The sequence below is a fragment of the Devosia geojensis genome, from assembly GCF_000969415.1.
GTDB lineage: Bacteria > Pseudomonadota > Alphaproteobacteria > Rhizobiales > Devosiaceae > Devosia > Devosia geojensis.
This window is the reverse complement of record NZ_JZEX01000046.1, coordinates 32,210-51,197: the sequence shown is the minus strand read 5'-3', so window position 1 is coordinate 51,197 and position 18,988 is coordinate 32,210. Positions and strand designations below refer to the sequence as shown.

14 protein-coding genes are annotated in these 18,988 nt (G+C 66.7%); 1 reads left to right on the top strand and 13 read right to left on the bottom strand.

Features of this window, described 5'->3' with window-relative positions:
* Positions 1-156 precede the first annotated feature (156 nt).
* The 13 genes from recQ to VE25_RS03320 form a co-directional block, all read right to left on the bottom strand.
* Positions 157-1,989: a DNA helicase RecQ gene (gene recQ, locus VE25_RS03380; RefSeq protein WP_244466854.1), complete on the bottom strand. Its 1,833-nt coding sequence runs from the start codon at positions 1,987-1,989 to the stop codon at positions 157-159.
* Positions 1,990-2,249: 260 nt separating this feature from the next.
* Complete coding sequence (locus tag VE25_RS03375) at positions 2,250-2,909, bottom strand: ThuA domain-containing protein (protein WP_046107177.1); 660 nt, start codon at positions 2,907-2,909, stop codon at positions 2,250-2,252.
* A gap of 166 nt (positions 2,910-3,075) precedes the next feature.
* Positions 3,076-4,737 (bottom strand): acyltransferase, encoded by a 1,662-nt coding sequence (locus VE25_RS03370; protein WP_046107176.1) that lies wholly within the window; start codon positions 4,735-4,737, stop codon positions 3,076-3,078.
* On the bottom strand, positions 4,734-5,744 hold the full coding sequence (locus tag VE25_RS03365; RefSeq protein WP_439328891.1) for a hydroxyacid dehydrogenase: 1,011 nt from the start codon (positions 5,742-5,744) through the stop codon (positions 4,734-4,736). The genes VE25_RS03370 and VE25_RS03365 overlap by 4 nt, the downstream gene beginning before the upstream one ends.
* Entirely contained in the window at positions 5,741-7,600 is a 1,860-nt protein-coding gene (locus VE25_RS03360; protein WP_046107174.1) for a DUF2264 domain-containing protein, read from the bottom strand. The genes VE25_RS03365 and VE25_RS03360 overlap by 4 nt, the downstream gene beginning before the upstream one ends.
* 2 nt (positions 7,601-7,602) lie before the next feature.
* Entirely contained in the window at positions 7,603-8,643 is a 1,041-nt protein-coding gene (locus tag VE25_RS03355) for an ABC transporter ATP-binding protein (protein ID WP_046107173.1), read from the bottom strand.
* Positions 8,640-9,668 carry an ABC transporter ATP-binding protein gene (locus VE25_RS03350; RefSeq protein WP_046107246.1) on the bottom strand — a complete coding sequence of 343 codons (1,029 nt, stop codon included), beginning with the start codon at positions 9,666-9,668 and terminating at the stop codon, positions 8,640-8,642. Before VE25_RS03350 ends, VE25_RS03355 begins: the two co-directional genes overlap by 4 nt.
* Complete coding sequence (locus VE25_RS03345) at positions 9,658-10,794, bottom strand: ABC transporter permease (protein WP_046107172.1); 1,137 nt, start codon at positions 10,792-10,794, stop codon at positions 9,658-9,660. The genes VE25_RS03350 and VE25_RS03345 overlap by 11 nt, the downstream gene beginning before the upstream one ends.
* A complete protein-coding gene (locus VE25_RS03340) occupies positions 10,794-11,783 on the bottom strand; it encodes an ABC transporter permease (protein ID WP_046107171.1) in 990 nt (329 codons plus the stop codon). The genes VE25_RS03345 and VE25_RS03340 overlap by 1 nt, the downstream gene beginning before the upstream one ends.
* 78 nt (positions 11,784-11,861) lie before the next feature.
* Positions 11,862-13,784 carry an ABC transporter substrate-binding protein gene (locus VE25_RS03335; RefSeq protein ID WP_046107170.1) on the bottom strand — a complete coding sequence of 641 codons (1,923 nt, stop codon included), beginning with the start codon at positions 13,782-13,784 and terminating at the stop codon, positions 11,862-11,864.
* A gap of 175 nt (positions 13,785-13,959) precedes the next feature.
* Positions 13,960-15,792 carry a heparinase II/III family protein gene (locus tag VE25_RS03330; protein ID WP_052731700.1) on the bottom strand — a complete coding sequence of 611 codons (1,833 nt, stop codon included), beginning with the start codon at positions 15,790-15,792 and terminating at the stop codon, positions 13,960-13,962.
* Positions 15,793-15,869: 77 nt separating this feature from the next.
* Positions 15,870-16,877 carry a LacI family DNA-binding transcriptional regulator gene (locus VE25_RS03325; RefSeq protein ID WP_046107169.1) on the bottom strand — a complete coding sequence of 336 codons (1,008 nt, stop codon included), beginning with the start codon at positions 16,875-16,877 and terminating at the stop codon, positions 15,870-15,872.
* A 94-nt stretch (positions 16,878-16,971) separates the two neighbouring features.
* On the bottom strand, positions 16,972-17,703 hold the full coding sequence (locus tag VE25_RS03320; protein WP_046107168.1) for an SDR family oxidoreductase: 732 nt from the start codon (positions 17,701-17,703) through the stop codon (positions 16,972-16,974).
* Positions 17,704-17,936: 233 nt separating this feature from the next.
* Here VE25_RS03320 and VE25_RS03315 point away from each other — a divergent pair, with 233 nt between their 5' ends.
* Entirely contained in the window at positions 17,937-18,770 is an 834-nt protein-coding gene (locus VE25_RS03315) for an amidohydrolase family protein (RefSeq protein WP_046107167.1), read from the top strand.
* Positions 18,771-18,988: the final 218 nt, after the last annotated feature.

Here is an 18,988-nt window from a genome sequence, read left to right as displayed (position 1 = left end):
CCTCACCCGGATTGCCCACGCAATCCGACCTCTCCCCCAAAGGGAGAGGTGTGGCGGCTCATCGTGCACACTGCCCTCTTCACCTCTCCCTTGGGGGAGAGGTCGGCGCGAAGCGCCGGGTGAGGGGGCCTTGACCCGCTAGTCCACCACCTGGGATCACTCGTGCCGCTGCAACTCGCGCAGGAACGCTTCGCCGTAGCGCTCGAGCTTGGCCTTACCGACACCCGGGAGGTTCATCATCTCGGCAATGCTCGCGGGCTTTGCCGTCGCCATGGCGCGTAGCGTGGCGTCGTGGAAGACGACATAGGGCGGCACGCCCTGTTCGCGGGCGAGGCGCAGGCGCACGGCCTTGAGGGCATCGAAGAGGAGCTGCGTTCCCTCGGGCAGCACCACGGCGTTGGCGAGCGAGCGGCGCACGTCCGCGGCTTTTTTCGGCCGGTCGCGGCGCAGCGTCACTTTCTTCTCGCCCTTGAACACCGGGCGGGCGGCCTCCGAGAGCGTCAGCGCGCCGTGGTTGGCGTGGTCGACGACGATGTAGCCGGCGGCGGTCAGCTGGCGGACGACCGACGACCAGGTCTTGCTGTCGATGTCCTTGCCGACACCGAAGACCTGCAGCTTGCCATGCCCGAAGCGGGTGACCTTCTCGGTCTCTTTACCCATCAGCACGTCGATGACGTGGCCGGCGCCGAACCGCTGGCCGGTGCGGTAGACGGCGGCGAGAGCTTTCACCGCAGCATCGGTGCCGTCCCAGGTGTCGACGGGCGACAGGCACGTGTCGCAGTTGCCGCAATTGCCGGCATGCTGTTCGCCGAAATGGGAAAGGATCGCCCGGCGGCGGCACTCGGCCGTCTCGCAGAGGCCGAGGAGCGCATTTAGCTTGCCGAGCTCGACGCGCTTGACCTCGTCAGGGGCATTGCCCTCCTCGATCATGCGGCGGCGCTGGACGACGTCGGCCATGCCATAGCTCATCCAGGCTTCGGCAGGCAGGCCATCGCGACCCGCACGGCCGGTCTCCTGGTAATAGGCTTCGATCGAGGACGGCAGGTCGAGGTGGGCGACATAGCGCACGTCCGGCTTGTCGATGCCCATGCCGAAGGCGACGGTGGCGACGAGGCAGAGCCCCTCTTCCTTGAGGAACGCATCCTGGTTGGCGCCGCGCTCGGCCGCGGGCATCCCGGCGTGGTAGGGGAGCGCCCGGATGCCTTCGCGGTTGAGCCAGTTGGCGATGTCCTCGACCTTGGCGCGCGACAGGCAATAGACGATGCCGGAATTGCCCTTGTGGCGGGAAAGGAAGGAGAGCAGCTGCTTTCGCGCGTTGTCGCGCTCAACGATCGCATAGCTGATGTTGGGCCGGTCGAAGCTCGTTGCAAAGACGCGGGCCTCGCCCAGTTGCAGCCGCTCGATGATGTCATCGCGCGTCGCCGGATCGGCGGTCGCCGTCAGCGCCATGCGCGGCACGCCGGGAAAGAGCTCGGTGATGCGGGCAAGGTCCCGGTATTCCGGGCGGAAATCGTGGCCCCACTGGCTGACGCAATGGGCCTCGTCGATGGCAAAAAGCGCGATATCGACGCCGCGCAGCATCTCGGCAAAGCCCTGCGTCGTCAGCCGCTCGGGGGCGACGTAGAGAAGGTCGAGTTCGCCGGCCATCAGCGCCCGGCGCACCTCGCGCGCCTCGTCGGGCGCGAGCGAAGAGTTGAGCGCGGCCGCCGCCACGCCCGCCTGGCGCAACGCCTCGACCTGGTCGCGCATCAGCGCGATCAGCGGCGAGACGACAATGGCGACGCCCGGCCGGCAGATCGCCGGCACCTGATAGGTGACCGACTTGCCCGCCCCCGTCGGGAAGAGCACCACCGCATCGCCGCCCGCCACCACGTGGCGCACCACCTCCTCCTGCTGGCCGCGGAAGGCGGAGTGCCCGAAGACGGTCGCGAGCACCTCCAGCGGATCGCGGGGGCGGTAGGAGAAGAGGTTGGGTGCGGCTGAGGGCACGGGCTCTGGCAATGAACGAATCTAAGGAATTTGGCGCACCTTGGTTGAATCACGCCAGAAGGCCCGGTTCAAGGCTGAACGCCACATAAGCCGGTGATAAGCCCCCTTCCCTTCTCCCCTTGTGGGAGAAGGTGGATCGCGCGCAGCGCGAGACGGATGAGGGGTAAGCTCGGATAACGCCGGAGAGGGTTGATGGTCAGCAGCCCCCTCATCCGGCGCTTCGCGCCACCTTCTCCCACAAGGGGAGAAGGGAGGGTGCCTCAACCCCGCGGCTCTCGGGCCGCCCAGAGGAGGCCGCGCTTGAGGATTTCGCGCACGTGCGGGATTTCGAGCTCGTCGGCCGCGTGGCCGAGGGAGGAATAGAAGACGCGGCCCGCCCCGTGGTAGGTGGTAAAGACCACCGGCATCACCACGTCCTTGCGCCAGGGGTCGAACTCGCCGGAAAAGTTGGTGGTGGCCAGGACCTCAACTGCCGGATCGTAGTTGAGGTAGTACTGCTCGGAAGTGTGTTCGAAGCTGCCAATGCCGGCCATGATCGGATGGTCCGGACGGGTCACGTCGACGCGGTAAGTGATGATATTGCCGGGGTGCGCCACCCAATAGCAGCTCGCCGCATAGCGGAAGGGCACGCAGTCGCGAAAGCTCGTGGCGAGCCCCATGTGGTAGCCGGCCAAGCCCGTGCCGGCACGGATGGCGGCGGTGAGCCTTTGCCCGTTCTCGCGGTCGAGCTTGCCGTCGGTGACGCAGGGCACGACGAGGTCGTAGCCGGCGATGTCGTCGGCACCGAGCAGGTCATAATCCTCTGAGAGCGTTACCGAAAAACCTTCCGGCTCGAGCAGGGTCCGCACGACCTCGGCGCCGCGTTTGGGCTTGTGCAGTTCCATGCCGCCGAAGACGACGAGGGCTTTACGGGTGGTCATGCGGCAGTCCTCGCGCTTGTGGCATCACCCCCCTCCCATCCTCCCCCGCAAGGGGGGAGGTGCCGCATTGTGCTCGCGGCACCATCTTGCCCAATCCACAAGGCCAGCACCTCCCCCCTTGCGGGGGAGGATGGGAGGGGGGTTACAGTTGCGGCGGGAGTGCTCTTCACAACCCCATCCCCACCGGCCTGGTGCGGTGCACGCCCTTGGGCACGAACGGGAACGCGTCGGCGAGGCCGAGAAGGTCGGCGGCGAGGTGGACGACCGAGAGCCACATCTCGGTGCCCTGCAGGCTCCCCGGCTGGCCGTCGGCAAAGGGGAAGCCTTCACCAGCAAGCCAGCGCCCGGGGGCAGCGAGGATGATCGCCTCGGCGATGGCCTCGGCCTCCGCGCGGCGGTGATCGGTGGTCTGGAGGCAGAGGCGCAGCGGATGGATGGTGTCGAGGAGGTTGCAGGCGGTGTAGGTGCGGCCCGAGAAACCGCCATAGTTGCGGTAGTTGGCGATGACACTGTCGATCGCCCGCTCGGCATTGGGCACGGGCAGGCCGAACTGGGCGTAGGTGCCGCGCGTCAGTCGATAGAAACCGTTGACCGGCTGCAGCAGCCCTTCCTCGGCGGTCGACGAGCCCCAGAGGCCAGTGCCGCGATCCTGGTTCAGGGCGAGCCAGCCGAAAAGCGTCTCGCGCGTGTGGCCGGTCTCGAAATAGCGGGCGTTGAAATAGAGCGCGGTGCCGATGGCGTCGACATGCGAACCCGCCGACCAGGCGCGGGTTGTCCACGGCAGGCCATCGAGCCAGTCGCAAAGGTCGGGGGCGGAAACCTCCATCGCCGGAATGGGGTGCAGCGGGCGCGCGCCCAGCACTTCCAGCGCATAGCCGACCGAGAGGACATTGTAGAGGGCAAGGCCGTCGTCGCGCAGCGGCATGCCCGGCGCGGGTTTTCGCCAGGGATCGGGGAAGAGGCCGGTCGCCGGATCCTGCACGGCCTGGAGCGTCTTGACCGTCGCATCCCTGTCGAGTCCGTCGGGCAGCGCATCGAACGCTGTGGCGATCTCGATCGCGTCGTTGAGGTGGCGGATGCTCATCCGCTCCTGCCCATCCGCCTCGCGCGAGAGATAGCCCTGCGGCGTCAGGTGCCGCGCGACGACGCCACGCCACTCTGCCGACGCGATCTCGCCGAGCCGCCTCAGCGACGCCTCCGCTTGGGCGCGGCGGGACTGCGCGGGCCGCTCGCCGCGACGGCGGACGACCTTGGCCGGAACGCCTGCGACGATGGCCATTTCCGGCACGTCCCGCGTCACCACCGCGCCGGCGGCGATCACCGCGCCGCGCCCGACGGTGACGCCGTCGACGATGACGGCGTTGGCCCCGACCCAGACATCGTCCTCGATGACGATGCCGAGGCTCTCGTGCTTCTGGACATAAATCGGCCGGTCAGGATCGTCGAAGCCGTGGTTGAAGCCGACGATGGAGGCGTGGGAGGCGATGCGTACGCCGTTGCCGCAGGTGACCCTGCCGGAGATCGCGGCGTAGGAATTGACTGTGCAGTGATCGCCGAACGTCACGTCGCCGCGCACCAATGCATGGCCGGCGATCCAGGAGTGCTCGCCCATGACGAGGCGGCTGGTGAAGATCGCCGCTTCGGCCGCCACGTAAGCGCTCTCGGCGATCTCGGCCCCGGCGATTTCAGCCAGCCGGGCTTTCCTCGCCACATGCTCGGGCGCGACGATGTCGGCGGGCGTGCGGTCCCAGGTGAGGAACTGCAGGCGTGCGGCGTGCTCCTCCTCAGTCAACGAACTGCGTTCGGGCAGGCTTTCGGCGGCACTCATGCCAGGCGCTCCAGTATGGCCGGCTCGACGGCGTATTTCAGCGGCCGGCCGGCGACGAACCGCTCGATCTCCTCGACGGCCATCAGGCCGAGCCGCAGCCGCTCGGTGCCGGCCGCGCCCGCGACATGCGGGGTGAGGAAGACGTTGGGCAGATCATAGAGCGGCGAGGAGCGTTCGGGAATCTCCGGGTCCGTCACATCGATCACCGCCTGGATGCGGCCGCTCTCCAGCTCGGCGATCAGCGCCGCCTCGTCGACCAGCGCGCCGCGGGCGGTGTTGATGAAGGTCGCACCGTCGCGCATCAGCTTGAACTCGCGCGCCCCGATCATGTGCCGGGTGCTGGCGAGCGAGGGGGCATGGAGCGAAACGGTGTCGGAGCGCGCGAGCAGGTCATCGAGATCAGTCAATTCGGCGAGCTTGCTGACGGGGTCGCCGGGAACGACATAAGGGTCGGCGAGCAGCACTTCGACCTCGAGCGCCTCGAGGAGCGCGGCGACCTTGCGGCCGATGCGCGAGGCGCCGATGAGTCCGACGGTGCGGCGGTAGTTGCCGATCGGCTCGTCCATCAGCGCCCAGGTGGAGGTGCGCGAGGGGTCGGCCTTGTAGAGATCGCGCAGCTCGAAGACGCGCTTGTTGGCGAAGATGATGGCGGCAAGGGTATATTCTGCCACCGGCACCGCATTGGCCTCGGCGGCGTGGGTGACGAGGACACCGGCCTCATAGACCGCCGGATCGAGCATGTATTTGACCGTGCCCGCCGCATGGGCGATCAGCTGCAGTCGCGGCATCGCCGCGAGCACCTCGCGGGTAATGAACGGGCATCCCCAGCCGGTGACGAGGATTTCCGCCCGGTTGAGAAGCGCGCGTGCTTCGGCGGTGTCGAAATCCTCGATCGGCACCGGCGAGAGGATGTCGCAGACCTCGGCGAGCCGGGCGACCAGCGCCTCGTCGAAGACGTGGCGCGTCCGGTCCGTGGCCAAGGCGAAGGCGAGCTGCAGGCGCATCAGAATCTCTCCGCGACCTGGATGGCGCTGACTTCGACCCCCTCGCGGGCAAAGAGCGCTTCGAGCTCGGCAAGATCGGGCGCGGCCGGGGGATTGGCAAGCGCCGTCTCGGCCTCGCGACCGGCCGGCAGCGCGAGGGCGGCTGTCGCAAGAATTATGGTGCCCGCCGGGATGTCCCCGCGCAGCTGCGGCACGATGGTCTTGGCGGCGATGAGATTGGTGTTGGGCAGCGCCCGGTGGGCGCGGCCGGCGCGCCTTGCGCCGTCCGTCAGGTCGAGAATGACGCTGAGGTCGGTCGGCGAGCGGGCGAGCCCCCTGCCCTCGCCGTCCTCGCAGATGTCGGCGTTGAGGTTCGCCCGCGCGATGGCGAAACCGCCCTCGGTTGCATGCAGGGGGCGCGGCGTTTGGATGCGGTGGATGCGGATGTGCCAGGGCGAGGCGGGCACGAGCCAGGTCTCGACGGTCACATCGCTCCACGGCTTCCATTTCGCATAGAGCCGATCCTGCGCGATCAGCGCCACCTCGTTGCTCTCGCGCACCCGATAGTGCCGGCTGTCGTCGGAAAAACCGATCATGCCGTCGAAGGCGGCCGAGTGGTAGGCGCGCTCGTCGCTCTCGACCGAGAAGGCATAGCGCGAGGAATAGACGAGCTTGGCGTATTTCTCGGCACCGAACCGCATCTGGTAGTTCTGCTGGCCCGAGGAGAGCGCGACCGCGTTGCCGGGCGTCGCCATCATCACCATGCCGGGGTGCTTCAGCGGCACCGGCTCGGCGCTCGTTTGCGCGGGCGCCTCCTCGGCCTGCCAGAAGGGGTGATCGTCGGGCAGCGCCAGCGGCAGGAAGGCCTTCAGCGCCCAGTAGGGGGAGCCCGCCGAATTGTAGTTCTCGCTCATCAGGAGGTTCGGATAACCGTAGCCGACCGAGAGCACGCCGTCGCGGTCGGCGATCGGGAGCTTCGCCCACCAGCGCAGGTGGCGCATGAAGTGCCCCTTGATCTCGCTCCAGGGCAGAGCCTCGACATCGGCGAAGGCGAGCGCCCCCCAGATGCCGCCGCAGGCGAACCGGTAGGTGAGGCTGCGCCCGAAGGCGAGCGCACCCCCATCCTCGTCGAACCAGTGGCGGATGTCCCTGGCGAAGAGCTCGGCGCGCTCCCGGTAGCGCTTGACCCGCTCGTCGTCGCCTCGGGCGAGCTTGGCGTAGATGAGGCCATAGAAGTGCATGGCGAAGGGGATGTAGTGGTCGACACGGCGCACGTTGCCGTCGCGGTACCAGCCGTCGCCGATATAGAAGCCGTCGAGCTCCTCGAGATACTTTTGCGTCAGCGAGCGATCGAATTCGACGCCGACCTCCTCAAGCCCCAGGTCGACGAGGATACGGAAAAACTTCCAGTTGTTGTCGGCGAAGTCGTATTTGCGGATGTGGGTGAGATAGGCGGCGATGTTGTCCTTGGCGCGCTGCGGCAGCGGTTCCCAGACGAGGTGCGGCACCATGCGCAGCGTGAAGCCGATGGCCGCCATCTCGACCATGCGCTGGTCGGTCCAGCTGACCTCGCCCCAGTATTCGGGATGCTCGGGATCCATGCCGTTGGCGAGGCCCTGCCGATAGAGTTCCCAATGGTCAAAACCGCCGCCGCCGGCCGCCAGCGGGGTCACGCCCCAGAGCGGGCGGGCGAACCCCTCGACATCGGCCGCGATCCGGTCGAAATGCGCCGCGCCGCCCGAGAGCCGCACGCGCGCGCTACCCTTCGAGAAGAAGGGCAGGAGCGGGTTGAAAAGGTCGTGCAGGGCCTTCTCGACGTCGCTACGGGTGCGCAGGGGATTGCCGGCGAGCGGATTGGCGCTCAATGGATCGTAGGTCATTCTCAAGCAAGGGTCCTGGTGGAAGGCGTCACGGACGCGGGTTCGTACGCGCCCTTCAATTCGAGGGATTCGGCGAAGTGGCAGGCGACTTCCGCCTGACCGACCTTGCGCAGCGCCGGCTTTTCGCTTCGGCAGCGATCCTGCGCATGCCGGCAGCGGGTGTGGAAGGGGCAGCCCGTCGGGCGGTTGCCGAGATAGGGGATCTCGCCGCGCACCGCCTTCTCGCGCCGGTTGCGCCGCGTGGGATCGGCGATGGGCAGGGCTTCGAGCAGCACTTCGGTATAGGGGTGGCGCGGGCGCTCGAAGAGGGATTCGGTCGGCGCGTTCTCGACCACATGCCCGAGATACATCACCACCACCCGGTCCGCGATGTAGTTGACCACCCCCAGGTCGTGGCTGACGAAGATGTAGGTCAGGCCGAACTCGCTCTTGAGGTCTTCGAGGAGATTGAGGACCTGGGCCTGGATCGAGACGTCGAGAGCCGAGACCGCCTCGTCGGCGATGACGAGCTTGGGCTCGAGCACGAGCGCGCGAGCGATGCCGATGCGCTGGCGCTGGCCGCCCGAGAATGCGTGCGGATAGCGCCCCATGGCGTCAGGCGAGATGCCGACACGGGAGAGCACGTCCGCCACCCGGTTCTCGAGCTCGCGCCCGCGCGCCACCTTGTGGACGCGCAGCGGCTCGGCGACGATGTCGAAGACGCGCATGTTGGGGTTGAGCGAGGACATCGGGTCCTGGAAGATCATGCGGATGTCGCGCCGCCACGGCTTCATGGCGCGGTTGTCGAGGGCGGTGATCTCGACGGGGGCGTGGTCGGGCGGGCGATAGGTGACCTTGCCGGCGGTGACGGGCATCGCCTTGACGATGCAGCGCCCCAGCGTGGTCTTGCCGCAGCCGCTCTCGCCGACGATGGCGAGGGTTTCGCCCGGCGCGACGGAGAGACTGACATCGGAAAGCGCATCGAGGGTGCGCAGGGGCCCGACGAGGCCCGATCGGATGGTGAAGGTCTTTGAAAGGTTCTCGACGGAAAGGAGCGCGCTCATGCCAGCTCCTCCGCCCTGGTCGTGTCCTGGGTGAGCAGGTGGCAGCGCGCGACGTGCCCCTCACCGACCTGCGTGCGCTCGGGCCGAACGGTGGGGCACGGCTCGAAGGCGTGGGGGCAGCGGCTGGTGAAGGCGCAGCCCTGCGGGCGGTCCTTGGCCGAGGGCACGGTGCCCTTGATCGGCGAGAGGCGCTGCCGGTCGGCCTTCCTCGCCATGGTCGGGATCGAGCGCATCAGGGCCTGCGTATAGGGGTGCCTCGGCGCCCGGAACACCTCGAACACGTCCCCCTGCTCGACGACGTCGCCCAGATACATCACCGCCACCTCGTCGGCGATCTCGGCGACGACGCCGAGGTCGTGGGTGATGAAGAGCATGGCCATGCCGTAGTCGTCCTGCAGCTTCTTCAACAGGTCGAGGATCTGCGCCTGGGTGGTGACGTCGAGGGCCGTGGTCGGCTCGTCGGCGATGAGCAGGTTGGGCGTGCAGGCGAGCGCCATGGCGATCATCGCGCGCTGGCGCAGCCCGCCCGAGAGCTGGAAGGGATAGGTGTCGGCGCGCTCGCGGGGGCCGGGAATGCCGACCTGGTCGAGGAGCGACACGGTGCGCTCGCGCGCCTCCTTCGGCTTCAGGTCCTCGTGCAGCATGATCATCTCGTCGATCTGGTCGCCGATGGTGTGGACCGGCGAGAGCGAGGACATGGGCTCCTGGAAGATCATGGAGATCTTGTTGCCGCGGATGGCGCGCATGGACAGGCTGTCGGACTTCAGCGCGCCGATGTCGACCGTCTCCTCGCCCGGCGGGGTGAAGAGGATGCGCCCGCGGCTGATGGAGGCGTTCTGGTCGAGGAGGCGCAGGACGGCTCGGGCGGTGACCGACTTGCCGCAGCCGCTCTCGCCCACGAGGCAGAGGGTCTTGCCGGCGGTCAGCGTCAGGTCGACCTGGCGCACGGCGACGATGTCGGCCTCGTCGGGCGAGGAGAACGCGATCTCCACGTCCTCGATCTTCAGGAGGGGCTTATCTACCATGGGGGTCTGCGGCGTCACGGAGGCCGTCTCCGAAGAAGTTGAAGCAGAGGATGACGACGATCACGCAGAGCCCCGGGGCCAGCAGCCAGGGAGCGGTGGCGAGCGTCCTGATGTTCTGGGCGTCCTGAAGCAGCGTGCCCCAGGAGACGATCGGCGCCTGCAGGCCCAGCCCGAGGAAGGAGAGCGCGGTTTCGGCCAGGATCATGCCCGGCACCGCCAGGGTCGCGGCAGCGATGATGTGGCTGGTGAAGTTCGGCACCATGTGGCGGGTGACGATGCGCCAGGTGCTGGCGCCGTCGAGCTGGGCGGCGGTGACGAAGTCCTCGGTCCTGAGGCTCAGGAACCTGCCGCGCACCACGCGCGCCAGCTCCGTCCAGCCGATGAGCGACAGGATGATGGTGATGGCGAAGTAGGTCTGTAGCGCCGACCAGTCCCTCGGCATCGCTGCCGCCAGGCCCAGCCACAGCGGAATGGTGGGCATCGAGCGGATGAACTCGACGACACGCATGACGGCGCTGTCGAACCAGCCGCCGTAATAGCCGGCAAAGCCGCCGATGACGATGCCGAAGAAGAGGCTCAGCGTCACGCCCGCCAACCCGATCGAGAGCGAGATGCGGGTGCCGTGGATGAGACGGCTGAGGAGGTCGCGGCCGAGCCTGTCGGCGCCGAGTACATAGAGGGGCGTGCGCGGCTCGGTGACGCCGAAGAGCTTGACCGACATGGGGATAATACCGGCCAGCCGGTAGGGCTCGCTCTCGACGAAGAAGGCCACCGGATGGCGCACCGTCTCGTCGATGACGAAGGTACGCCGCAAGGCGACGGGGTCGATCTCGGTCTTGTAGCCGTTGACGAAGGGACCGAAATGCCAGCTGCCGTCTTCGTTACGGGCGAAGAAATGCAGGCCCTGGGGCGGCGCGTAGGTATAGCGCGCGCTATAGGCGCCGGGATCGGCGGGCGCCAGGAATTCAGCCAGCAGCGCCACGAGATAGAAGGCGGCGACGATCCAGAGGCTGACGAGGGCCAGCCGGTGGCGCTTGAAGCGCCGCCACATCAGGGCGACCTGGCTCTCGCGCACCGGACGGGCCGGAGCGAGCTTGACCGGGGTATCGAGGCTGTCGACGGCCATCAGCGGCTCCCGTAGCGAATGCGCGGATCGATCCAGGCGAGCAGGATGTCCGAAATGAGCGTGCCGATGACGGTGAGGACGCTCAAGAGCAGGATGATGGCGCCGGCCAGATACATGTCCTGGGTGGTGAGCGAGCGCAGGAGCATGGGGCCGGCCGTCGGCAGGTTCATCACCACCGAGACGATGACCGAGCCGGAAACGAGGGCGGGCAGCAGCCAGCCGATCGTCGAAACCAGCGGATTGAGGGCCATGCGCACGGGATATTTGAGGATCACCTTCCACTCGGGCAGGCCCTTGGAGCGCGCCGTGGTGACGTAGGGTTTCTTCAGCTCGTCGAGCAGGTTGGCGCGCAGGATACGGATGAGCTCGGCCGTACCGGCCGTCGCCAGCACCAGCACCGGGATCCAGGCGTGCTGCAGGAAGTCCCAGATGCGCGGCAGGCTCCAGTGGGCGTTCTCGAACCCGGGCGAGAAGAGGCCGCCGATGGTGCGCCCGAACCAGACGAACGACAGGTACATCAGGATCAGGGCGAAGAGGAAATTGGGGATGGCAAGCCCGATGAAGCCGCCGATGGTGGCGAGGTAGTCGCCGAGCGAATACTTGCGCACGGCCGCATAGACGCCGATGGGCAGCGCGATCAGCCACATGGCGATCACCGCCATGCCTTCGATGAGGAGCGAATAGCCGATACGTCCCCAGATGAGCTCCCAGACCGGGCGCTTCCACTCGAAGCTTTGGCCGAAATTACCCTGCAGGATGCCGGTGAACCACTTCCAGTATTGCACCAGATAAGGCTCGCCGAGCCCATATTGCTGACGCAGGTTCTCGATGACGCGCGGGTCGACCTGGTCACCCTGGGCGGCGAGGCTCGCCATGTAGCTGGTGAGAAAATCGCCAGGCGGCAGCTGGATGATCGCAAACGCCACGAAGGAGACGGCAAAAAGCGTCAGCAGCATTGCGAGAAAACGGCGCAGGATGAACTGGACCATGATCGGGCGCTCCTCGTTTCGGGATGTCCCCCGCGGTAGGAGAGAACCGCGGGGGATGAGGCGGGTGGAGGAAACCCGCTATTCGAAGTACCAGGTGACCGGGTCCATCGGCGCCGGGGTCGGGAAGAGCCAGGCGTTGAACATGCTCTCGGGGACGTTGCGCAGATTGTTGCGCACGATCGAGTAGGAGTTCGGCATCAAGCTGACCCCGATCACCGGGAATTGCTCCTTGGTGATGGCGAGGATCTGGCGCATCAGGTCAGCGCGCTGCTCGGGATCGCTGGAGGCACGGATCTGGTTGTAGAGATCCATCTGTTGCTTGGCCCAGTCGACAGGCTCCTCGGCGATTTCCGGCCGCGTGCCGTTGAGGGACTGCACCCAGCGATACGCCCAGACGGATTCGTCGCTGAAAGGCATGTAGTAGCGCGGGTCCTGCACCACCTCGATACCGCCATCGCCGGCCCAGACCTGGGCGTCGAAGTCGTTGCTTGGGCGCTTCTCATAGAACAGCGTGCGATCGATGTTGTTGAGCTCGATCTCAATGCCGACAGCGGCCAGTTGCAGCTGCATAATCTCGAGGATGTCGATCCATTCCGGGCGGAGCGCCGAGATGACGTCTGCCGTGATCCTGGCCGGCTGGCCGTTGCTCATCAGGCGGATGCCGTCGCCATTGGTCTCGGTCAGCCCCGCCGCCTCCAGGTGCTGGATGGCGAGTTCGGGATCGAACTCGGTGTACTGCTTGGCCAACTCCTCGTCATAGAACGGCGACTCGGGGCGTGGCGCGACCTGGAAGGGCTCGCCCTGGCCGGTGAACACCACATCGATGATCTCCTCCCGGTCGATGGCGTGGGAGAGGCCGATGCGGAAGTCCTTGTTCTGGTAAAGCTCGCGCTTGACCGGATCATCATGGTTGAAGTTGAGCTGCAGCACCAGCGTGTTGGACGCCGACGGGACGACTTCGCCCAGGTGATAACCGCCCTGCTCCTGCCCGTCGAAGAACAGGGGCCTGTTGACGACGGTCGCGATATGGCGTTCCTGGAAATCGATCTCGCCGTTGAGGGCAAGCAGCGTCAGCTCCTCGATGCTCTCGCTCACCCGCATGTCGAGATTGTCGATATAGGGCAGCTGGTTACCTTCGGCGTCGACCTTCCAGTAGTAGGGATTGCGCTTCCAGGTGACGCGCGCCGCGTTGGCGGTCAGCGTTTGGTCGATCACCCAGGGATAGAGCACCGGCAGGTCGGGATTGGAGAAGCGGATCGTCTCCCAGCCCCAGGCGCAGCGGTCCTGCAAATAAAGCGCCCAATTTGTGAAGCCCGCCGCCTGCGCCTCGGCATCGGCGTTCTCGTTGTACTTTGGGTAGAACTGGCTGCAGTAGGCCTTCTGCAGCGAGACGATGTGGATGCCTTCGACGCTCGCCATCGTTTCGAGCAGCATGCCGTTGGGCTCGTCGAAGCGGAACTTGAAGTTGTAGTCGTCGATGACTTCGAGGTGGACCGGGTTGTTGACGTTGTCGATCCAGCTACCGGCAGCGTATTCAGGGTCCTGGTAGAGTTCGACGGCGAAGGCGATGTCCTCAGTGGTGAACGGCGTGCCGTCCGACCACTTCACCCCCTCGCGCAGCTTGAACGTGTATTCGGTGGCGTCGGCGTTCGCTTCCCAGGATTCGGCAAGGTTGGGCAGTACTCCCTGCCACTGGCGGTCGTAACGTACGAGGCCCTCATAGGCCACGGTTTTGGCGATGAGGCCGTTGTCGCCGCCCCCGCGCATGCCCATGCGCCAGGTGCCGCCGTATTGGCCGATGCTTTCGGCCTCGACGACCTGCGGATTGGTCGGCAGGCGCTCGGCCACCGGCGGCAGATCGCCGCTTTCGACGAGAGCATCGAGCATCGGCGCCTGCTGCTGGGCGAGCGCCGGGGTTGCCAGGAACGCGGCGCCCGCCATCAGGACGGCGACGAGCCCGCCGGCCACCGGGGCCCGTCGGTGAAGAGTAAGCTTGTGCATGAATGTCCTCCCATTCCGGCCGCACGTTGGCGACCTCTCCTCTACGGAAAGCAAACCTAGCACAAATTTGCGTCAACGCAAGAATATTTGCTAATTTGCGTTTTTTGCATGGAGTTTGCGCAAACCCCTACCGACGTTGGCGTTTTCGTCCGGAGGATGGTTCACGCCCGCGCGATCAGGCGCAGGGACGCAGCGTCAGCGTAACGGTTCCCGATTGACAGGGCGCCGATACCGCGAAGATCACCCGGGTCAAATCCACGGAGGGCGCGTACTGCTTCTCGGCGCCGGGATGGGTTTCGGTTCGCACCAGCACCGCATGCGGATCGAACCCGACCTCCAGGGCCGCATCGCCTTTGCGCAGAACGACCCGTCCGGCCGAGAGCTCGGCCTTGCCGGTCGTCACCAGTACGCTTTCGAAGCTGCCCGGAGCACCGGCGAAGGCGAACTCGTCGGTGAGGGTCACCTGCCCGCCCGGCCGGGCGCGATCGACGTCCAGCAGACGGGTGAGGCTTTTCAGCCCCGCCTCCTGCGGATAGGCCGCCGTCATGTCGAGGAGCAGCCGATCGGCCGTGTCGTCATGCCTGTGATCGACGACGCGCGCGGCGTATTCCAGGCCGGGACCCTGCAGGTGGCCGTTGACCACCGGCACCGAATGGCCGCGCGAGGAGGCGAAGATATTCTCGTAGCGCTCTGGGCCGAAATAGGCCTTGGAGTAGCGTCCGCGGCCGGGATCGGCGATGACGGCCTCGCCTTTGGTCACGACGATCAGTGAGCCGACATCGTTCTGGTTGTGCATCTCGTCGTTGTGCCCGCCCTTGATGGCGACGGCGAGCGCCGCCGGGTCGGCAGGATCGAGCCGGCTCATCATCCAGGCCATGTCCGGGAACCAGTCATGCGCCGTACCGCCGAAGCGCGGCCCGCCTTCGGGCAAGGGCCAGAGGAACTGGCGCAGCAGCCAGCAGAACTGGTTGGACTGGCTGAGCAGGAAATCGTTGGCCGCGCCGAGCTCCTTGAGCTGCGGCAGCCCCTGCGTCTCGGCCAACAACGAGAGCAGCCCCGGATGGAAGCTCAGGTTGACGTCCGAATCGGAAAAGCTGACCCAGAGGCCAGGCGCCAGTATTGTGCGCAGCGGAAACTGGGCGATCTCGCGCACGAACGGATCGTCGAGCAGCCGGATCGTCCCGCCCGTCCGCTCGGCGAGAAGATGGGCGAAGACGACGAAATTGCCGAAGCCGTAGCTCCAGTAGTCCGGCCCCTCCGTCGAGCCGCCGCGGCTGTCGAAGGTCTCGAGATAGTCGGCCAGCGAAGCCATCGCGCGCGCCAGGATCTCGGCGAGACGGCCGTCGTCCGCTTCGAGGTAGCAGGCGGCGCCCACCGCGCCGGCTATGCAGACCGCCGTCCAGTTGTTGACCTGCTTTTGCGGCGTCGTGTGCAGCCACCAGTGGTCATGACGCTCGAGGAACGGACCGGTTGCGCGTCGCTCCACCTCATGGCGGATACGGGTCCTGAGGTTCGGCTCGAGCTTGTCGCCGAGCAGATAGTCGATCTCGGCGAGGTCGAGCGCCGTCATGGCGGCGGCAAGATCAAGGGTCGGATGGTCCGGCCGGTCGAGGGCCCGCGCATGCGCGGGCCAGGCCCAGTTGGTTTCCTCGAGCCGCGCCCACAGGAGGTCCGCGACCGCATCGAGGAATGTGCCCTGCCAGAGGAGACATTCGGCCAGCACCAGGCGATAGAGCCTGTCGCGGCGATCGCGCTGCGCATCCTCGTAAGGTTCGCGCCGGCCGGTGCGCTGGAAATCGAGATAGAGGGAGGCCGGCAGCGGCGCGATGGGCTTGGCCGCCTCCTCCTCGGCACGCCGGCGCAGGGCCGCGATCGCCGCCTGCCCCGCCCTCGCTCCGATGGCCTCCCAGGCGGCGCGGTCCGCACCCGAAGCAAAAGGCCTGAAACCGCCTGCGGGCGGCAGGCTTTCGGCGATGGTGCGCACATTGAGCAATCGCAGCGACGACATCGGTCTCCTCCGTTTTGGCGGAACCTTAGGTCGGCATTGCGTTATTTGCAATTACGCAAATTTTGCGGAAAACCACGTCAGAGACGCGAGATCGTCTGGCCCTCTATGGCCGTCACGCCGATCTCGAGCTGCTGGACAGCCGTTTCGCCTTCCATCTGCGCGATGAGCAGCCGCACGGCGCCGCGCCCGATGCCTTCACGATCGACCCGCATGGTGGCAAGGCGCGGGCTGGTCATGGCGACGATGGGCAGATCGTCGAAGCCGACGATGGAGAATTTCTCGGGCAGCCTGCCGCTGCTGCCGCCGTGCAGGCCCTCGATGATCTCGATGGCGGCCAGGTCGTTCCAGCAGAAGAGCGCCGTTGCGCCGTAGCGGCCGGAAAGGATGTCCTCGCGCACCTGCGCCACGCGGTACTTGTCGGTGCCGACGACGATCCCCTCGGCGCCGGGCGTTGCCGCGATCGCCGCCTCGAAGCCGCGTCGGCGTTCGAGGATGGTCGGGCGCGCCACGTGCGTATAGTGCAGGATGCACCGGTGCCCGGCTTCGATGAGCCGCATGGTGGCCCGGTAGGCACCGTAGAAATTGGCCGGCGAGACCGAGTTGACGCGCATCAGCGGATCGGTGCCGTTGACCAGCACCGCGGCGACCTCGCGGTCCTTGCACCATGCAATGAGCTCGTCCCAGGCGTCGATGCCGGCCAGCAGCACGCCGCTCGCCCCCGCCTGCGCCAGATGCCGCTCGATGAGATCGAGGGTGACCTGGGATTCATTGACAAGCCGCAACTCGAGCGCGAGCCCGACCTCTTCGGCCGCCGCCTTCATGCCTTCGATGATGCCGAAATAGAAATTGGACATGCCGCTGGTGGCCCCGCCGAGCGGCACCAGCGCAACCGCCCGCCGGTCGGCGGCCACGGCAGAAACATGCTTGCTCTTGTAACCGAGCGCGCGCGCCATCTTCTGCACGTCGCGGCGCACCGTCTCGCTGATGCCGACCTCGTTGGCCAGCGCGCGCGACACGGTCGACACCGACACGCCCAGGCGCGCCGCGATATCGGCCTGGTTGGGACGCCGGTTGACGATGGTCATGGGTCGAGCCGCCCTTCGCGTGGAGACGAAAGTTCTCCTTACGCAAGTTTTGCGTTTTTTGAAAGCAGCTTTTCCCGAACGTCCCCGGAAGACGTCAGGCGGTCCAGCCGCCGTCGATGATGTGGATGTGGCCCGTGGTATAGGTGGCGGTGACGAGATAGAGCGCCAGGTCCGCCACTTCCTCGGGCGTGCCGATGCGGCCGATCGGCTGGCGGGCGATGAACGCGGCCCGCGCCGCCTCGTAGTCGCCGGTCGCCTTCAGCCGCTCCTGCAGCGAGGGGCTGTCGACAGTTCCGGGGCAGATGGCGTTGCAGCGGATGCCCTTGGTCACATAGTCGGCAGCAATGGACTTGGTCAGCCCGATGACGGCGGCCTTGGAAGCCGAATAGGCGAAGCGGTTGGGCACGCCCTTCACCGAGCTTGCGACCGACGACATGTTGACGATCGCCCCGTCGCCGCGTTCCAGCATGCCCGGCAGCACCGCCTTGATGGTGCGCACCTGCGCCTTGACGTTGAGGTCGAAGGCGAACTCGAGGTCGGCGTCCGAGCATTCGAGCACCGTGCCGCTGTGGACGACGCCGGCGCAGTTGAAGAGCACGTCGATGCGGCCGATCTCGGCGCACGCGGCGTTGACAGCGTCAGTATCGAGGACGTTCAGCACCCGCGTTTCGATGTTGGGCTCCTGCCCGAGATCGGCGAGCTTTTCGGCATTGATGTCGGTGGCGATCACCCGCCCGCCGGCGCGGGCGAAGGCGAGCGCCGAAGCGCGGCCGATGCCTTGCGCAGCGGCGGTGATGAGACAGGTCTTGCCGGCAAGGCTGGCCATGAAATCCTCCGTCGATTCCTCCCTCGCGACAGGCGCACCACAATGGCTCACGCGCCAGGGCCGACGGTCGGTCGGTGCGATGCGCATGGCGGAAACGGCATTGCCTGCCGGGTTTGGAGCACCTATCAGGTGGTCAGGCAACCTAGCCGGCAGGATTTACGCCGTCAACGCCGCCGCCGGCTTGCCTGGGCCCCCGGGCCCGTGCTCTTTTCGCCCCGAAACGGAGGAGACTCATGCGCATTCTCGATACTCACCTGCACCTCGTCTACCCCGACCGGTTCAGCTACCCGTGGCTCGAGAACGCGCCGGCGATCAACAAGCCCTGGCCGGTCGATGCCTATTTCGCCGAGGCGGAGGCGCTGGGCATCGAATCGGCGTTGCACATGGAAGTGGACGTCGCCGAAAAGGACATGCTGGCCGAAACCCGCTTCGTTGCGACGGTTCACCCCCGCGTCATCGGCGCCATCGCCGCCTGCCGACCGGAGAATACGGATTTTCCCGCGTTCCTCGACGTGCTCGCGGCCATGCCGCAGGTCAGAGGCCTGCGCCGCATCCTGCACGAAGTGCCTGACGAGCTCTCGCAGACGCCATTGTTCGCCGAGAACATCCGGCGCCTCGCCGTCCACCGGCTGTCGTTCGACCTGTGCCTGCGGGCCGACCAGCTGCCCATCGGCATGGCTCTCGTCGACCAGGCGCCGGACGTGCAGTTCATCCTCGACCATTGCGGCGGGCCCGATGTCGCCGGTAAAGGCCTCGACCCGTGGCGCAGCTACATCGCCGAGTTCGCCAGGCGCCCCAACGTTGCCGCCAAGATTTCCGGCATCGTCGCCTACGCCAACCCCGACTGGACGGTGGATGACCTCAGGCCCTTTGCCGAGCACGTCATCGAGAGCTTCGGCTGGGACCGGGTCGTCTGGGGCTCGGACCACCCGGTCTGCACCAAGACCGCCAACCTCACCCGCTGGGTGGAGGCGACGAGGCAGATCATCGCCGGGGCGAGTGCGGACGAGCAGGCCAAGCTCTTGCACAGGAATGCGGAGCATTTTTATCGGGTGGGCGGGCATTGACCGTCCGCTGCACCGTCGCACCCACAACCCCGGTGTCACCCCGGCGAAGGCCGGGGCCCATCCTGAGATTACTGCTACAGCCGCAAGGTGTATGAATTCGGCACATCGACACCGCTTCCAGTGCGTGTTGATGCGCTCAGGGCTGGGTCCCGGCCTTCGCCGGGATGACAGCCGGTGGGTGCGGAAAGATTGTGCCCATCCACTCGGCTCAATCCGCC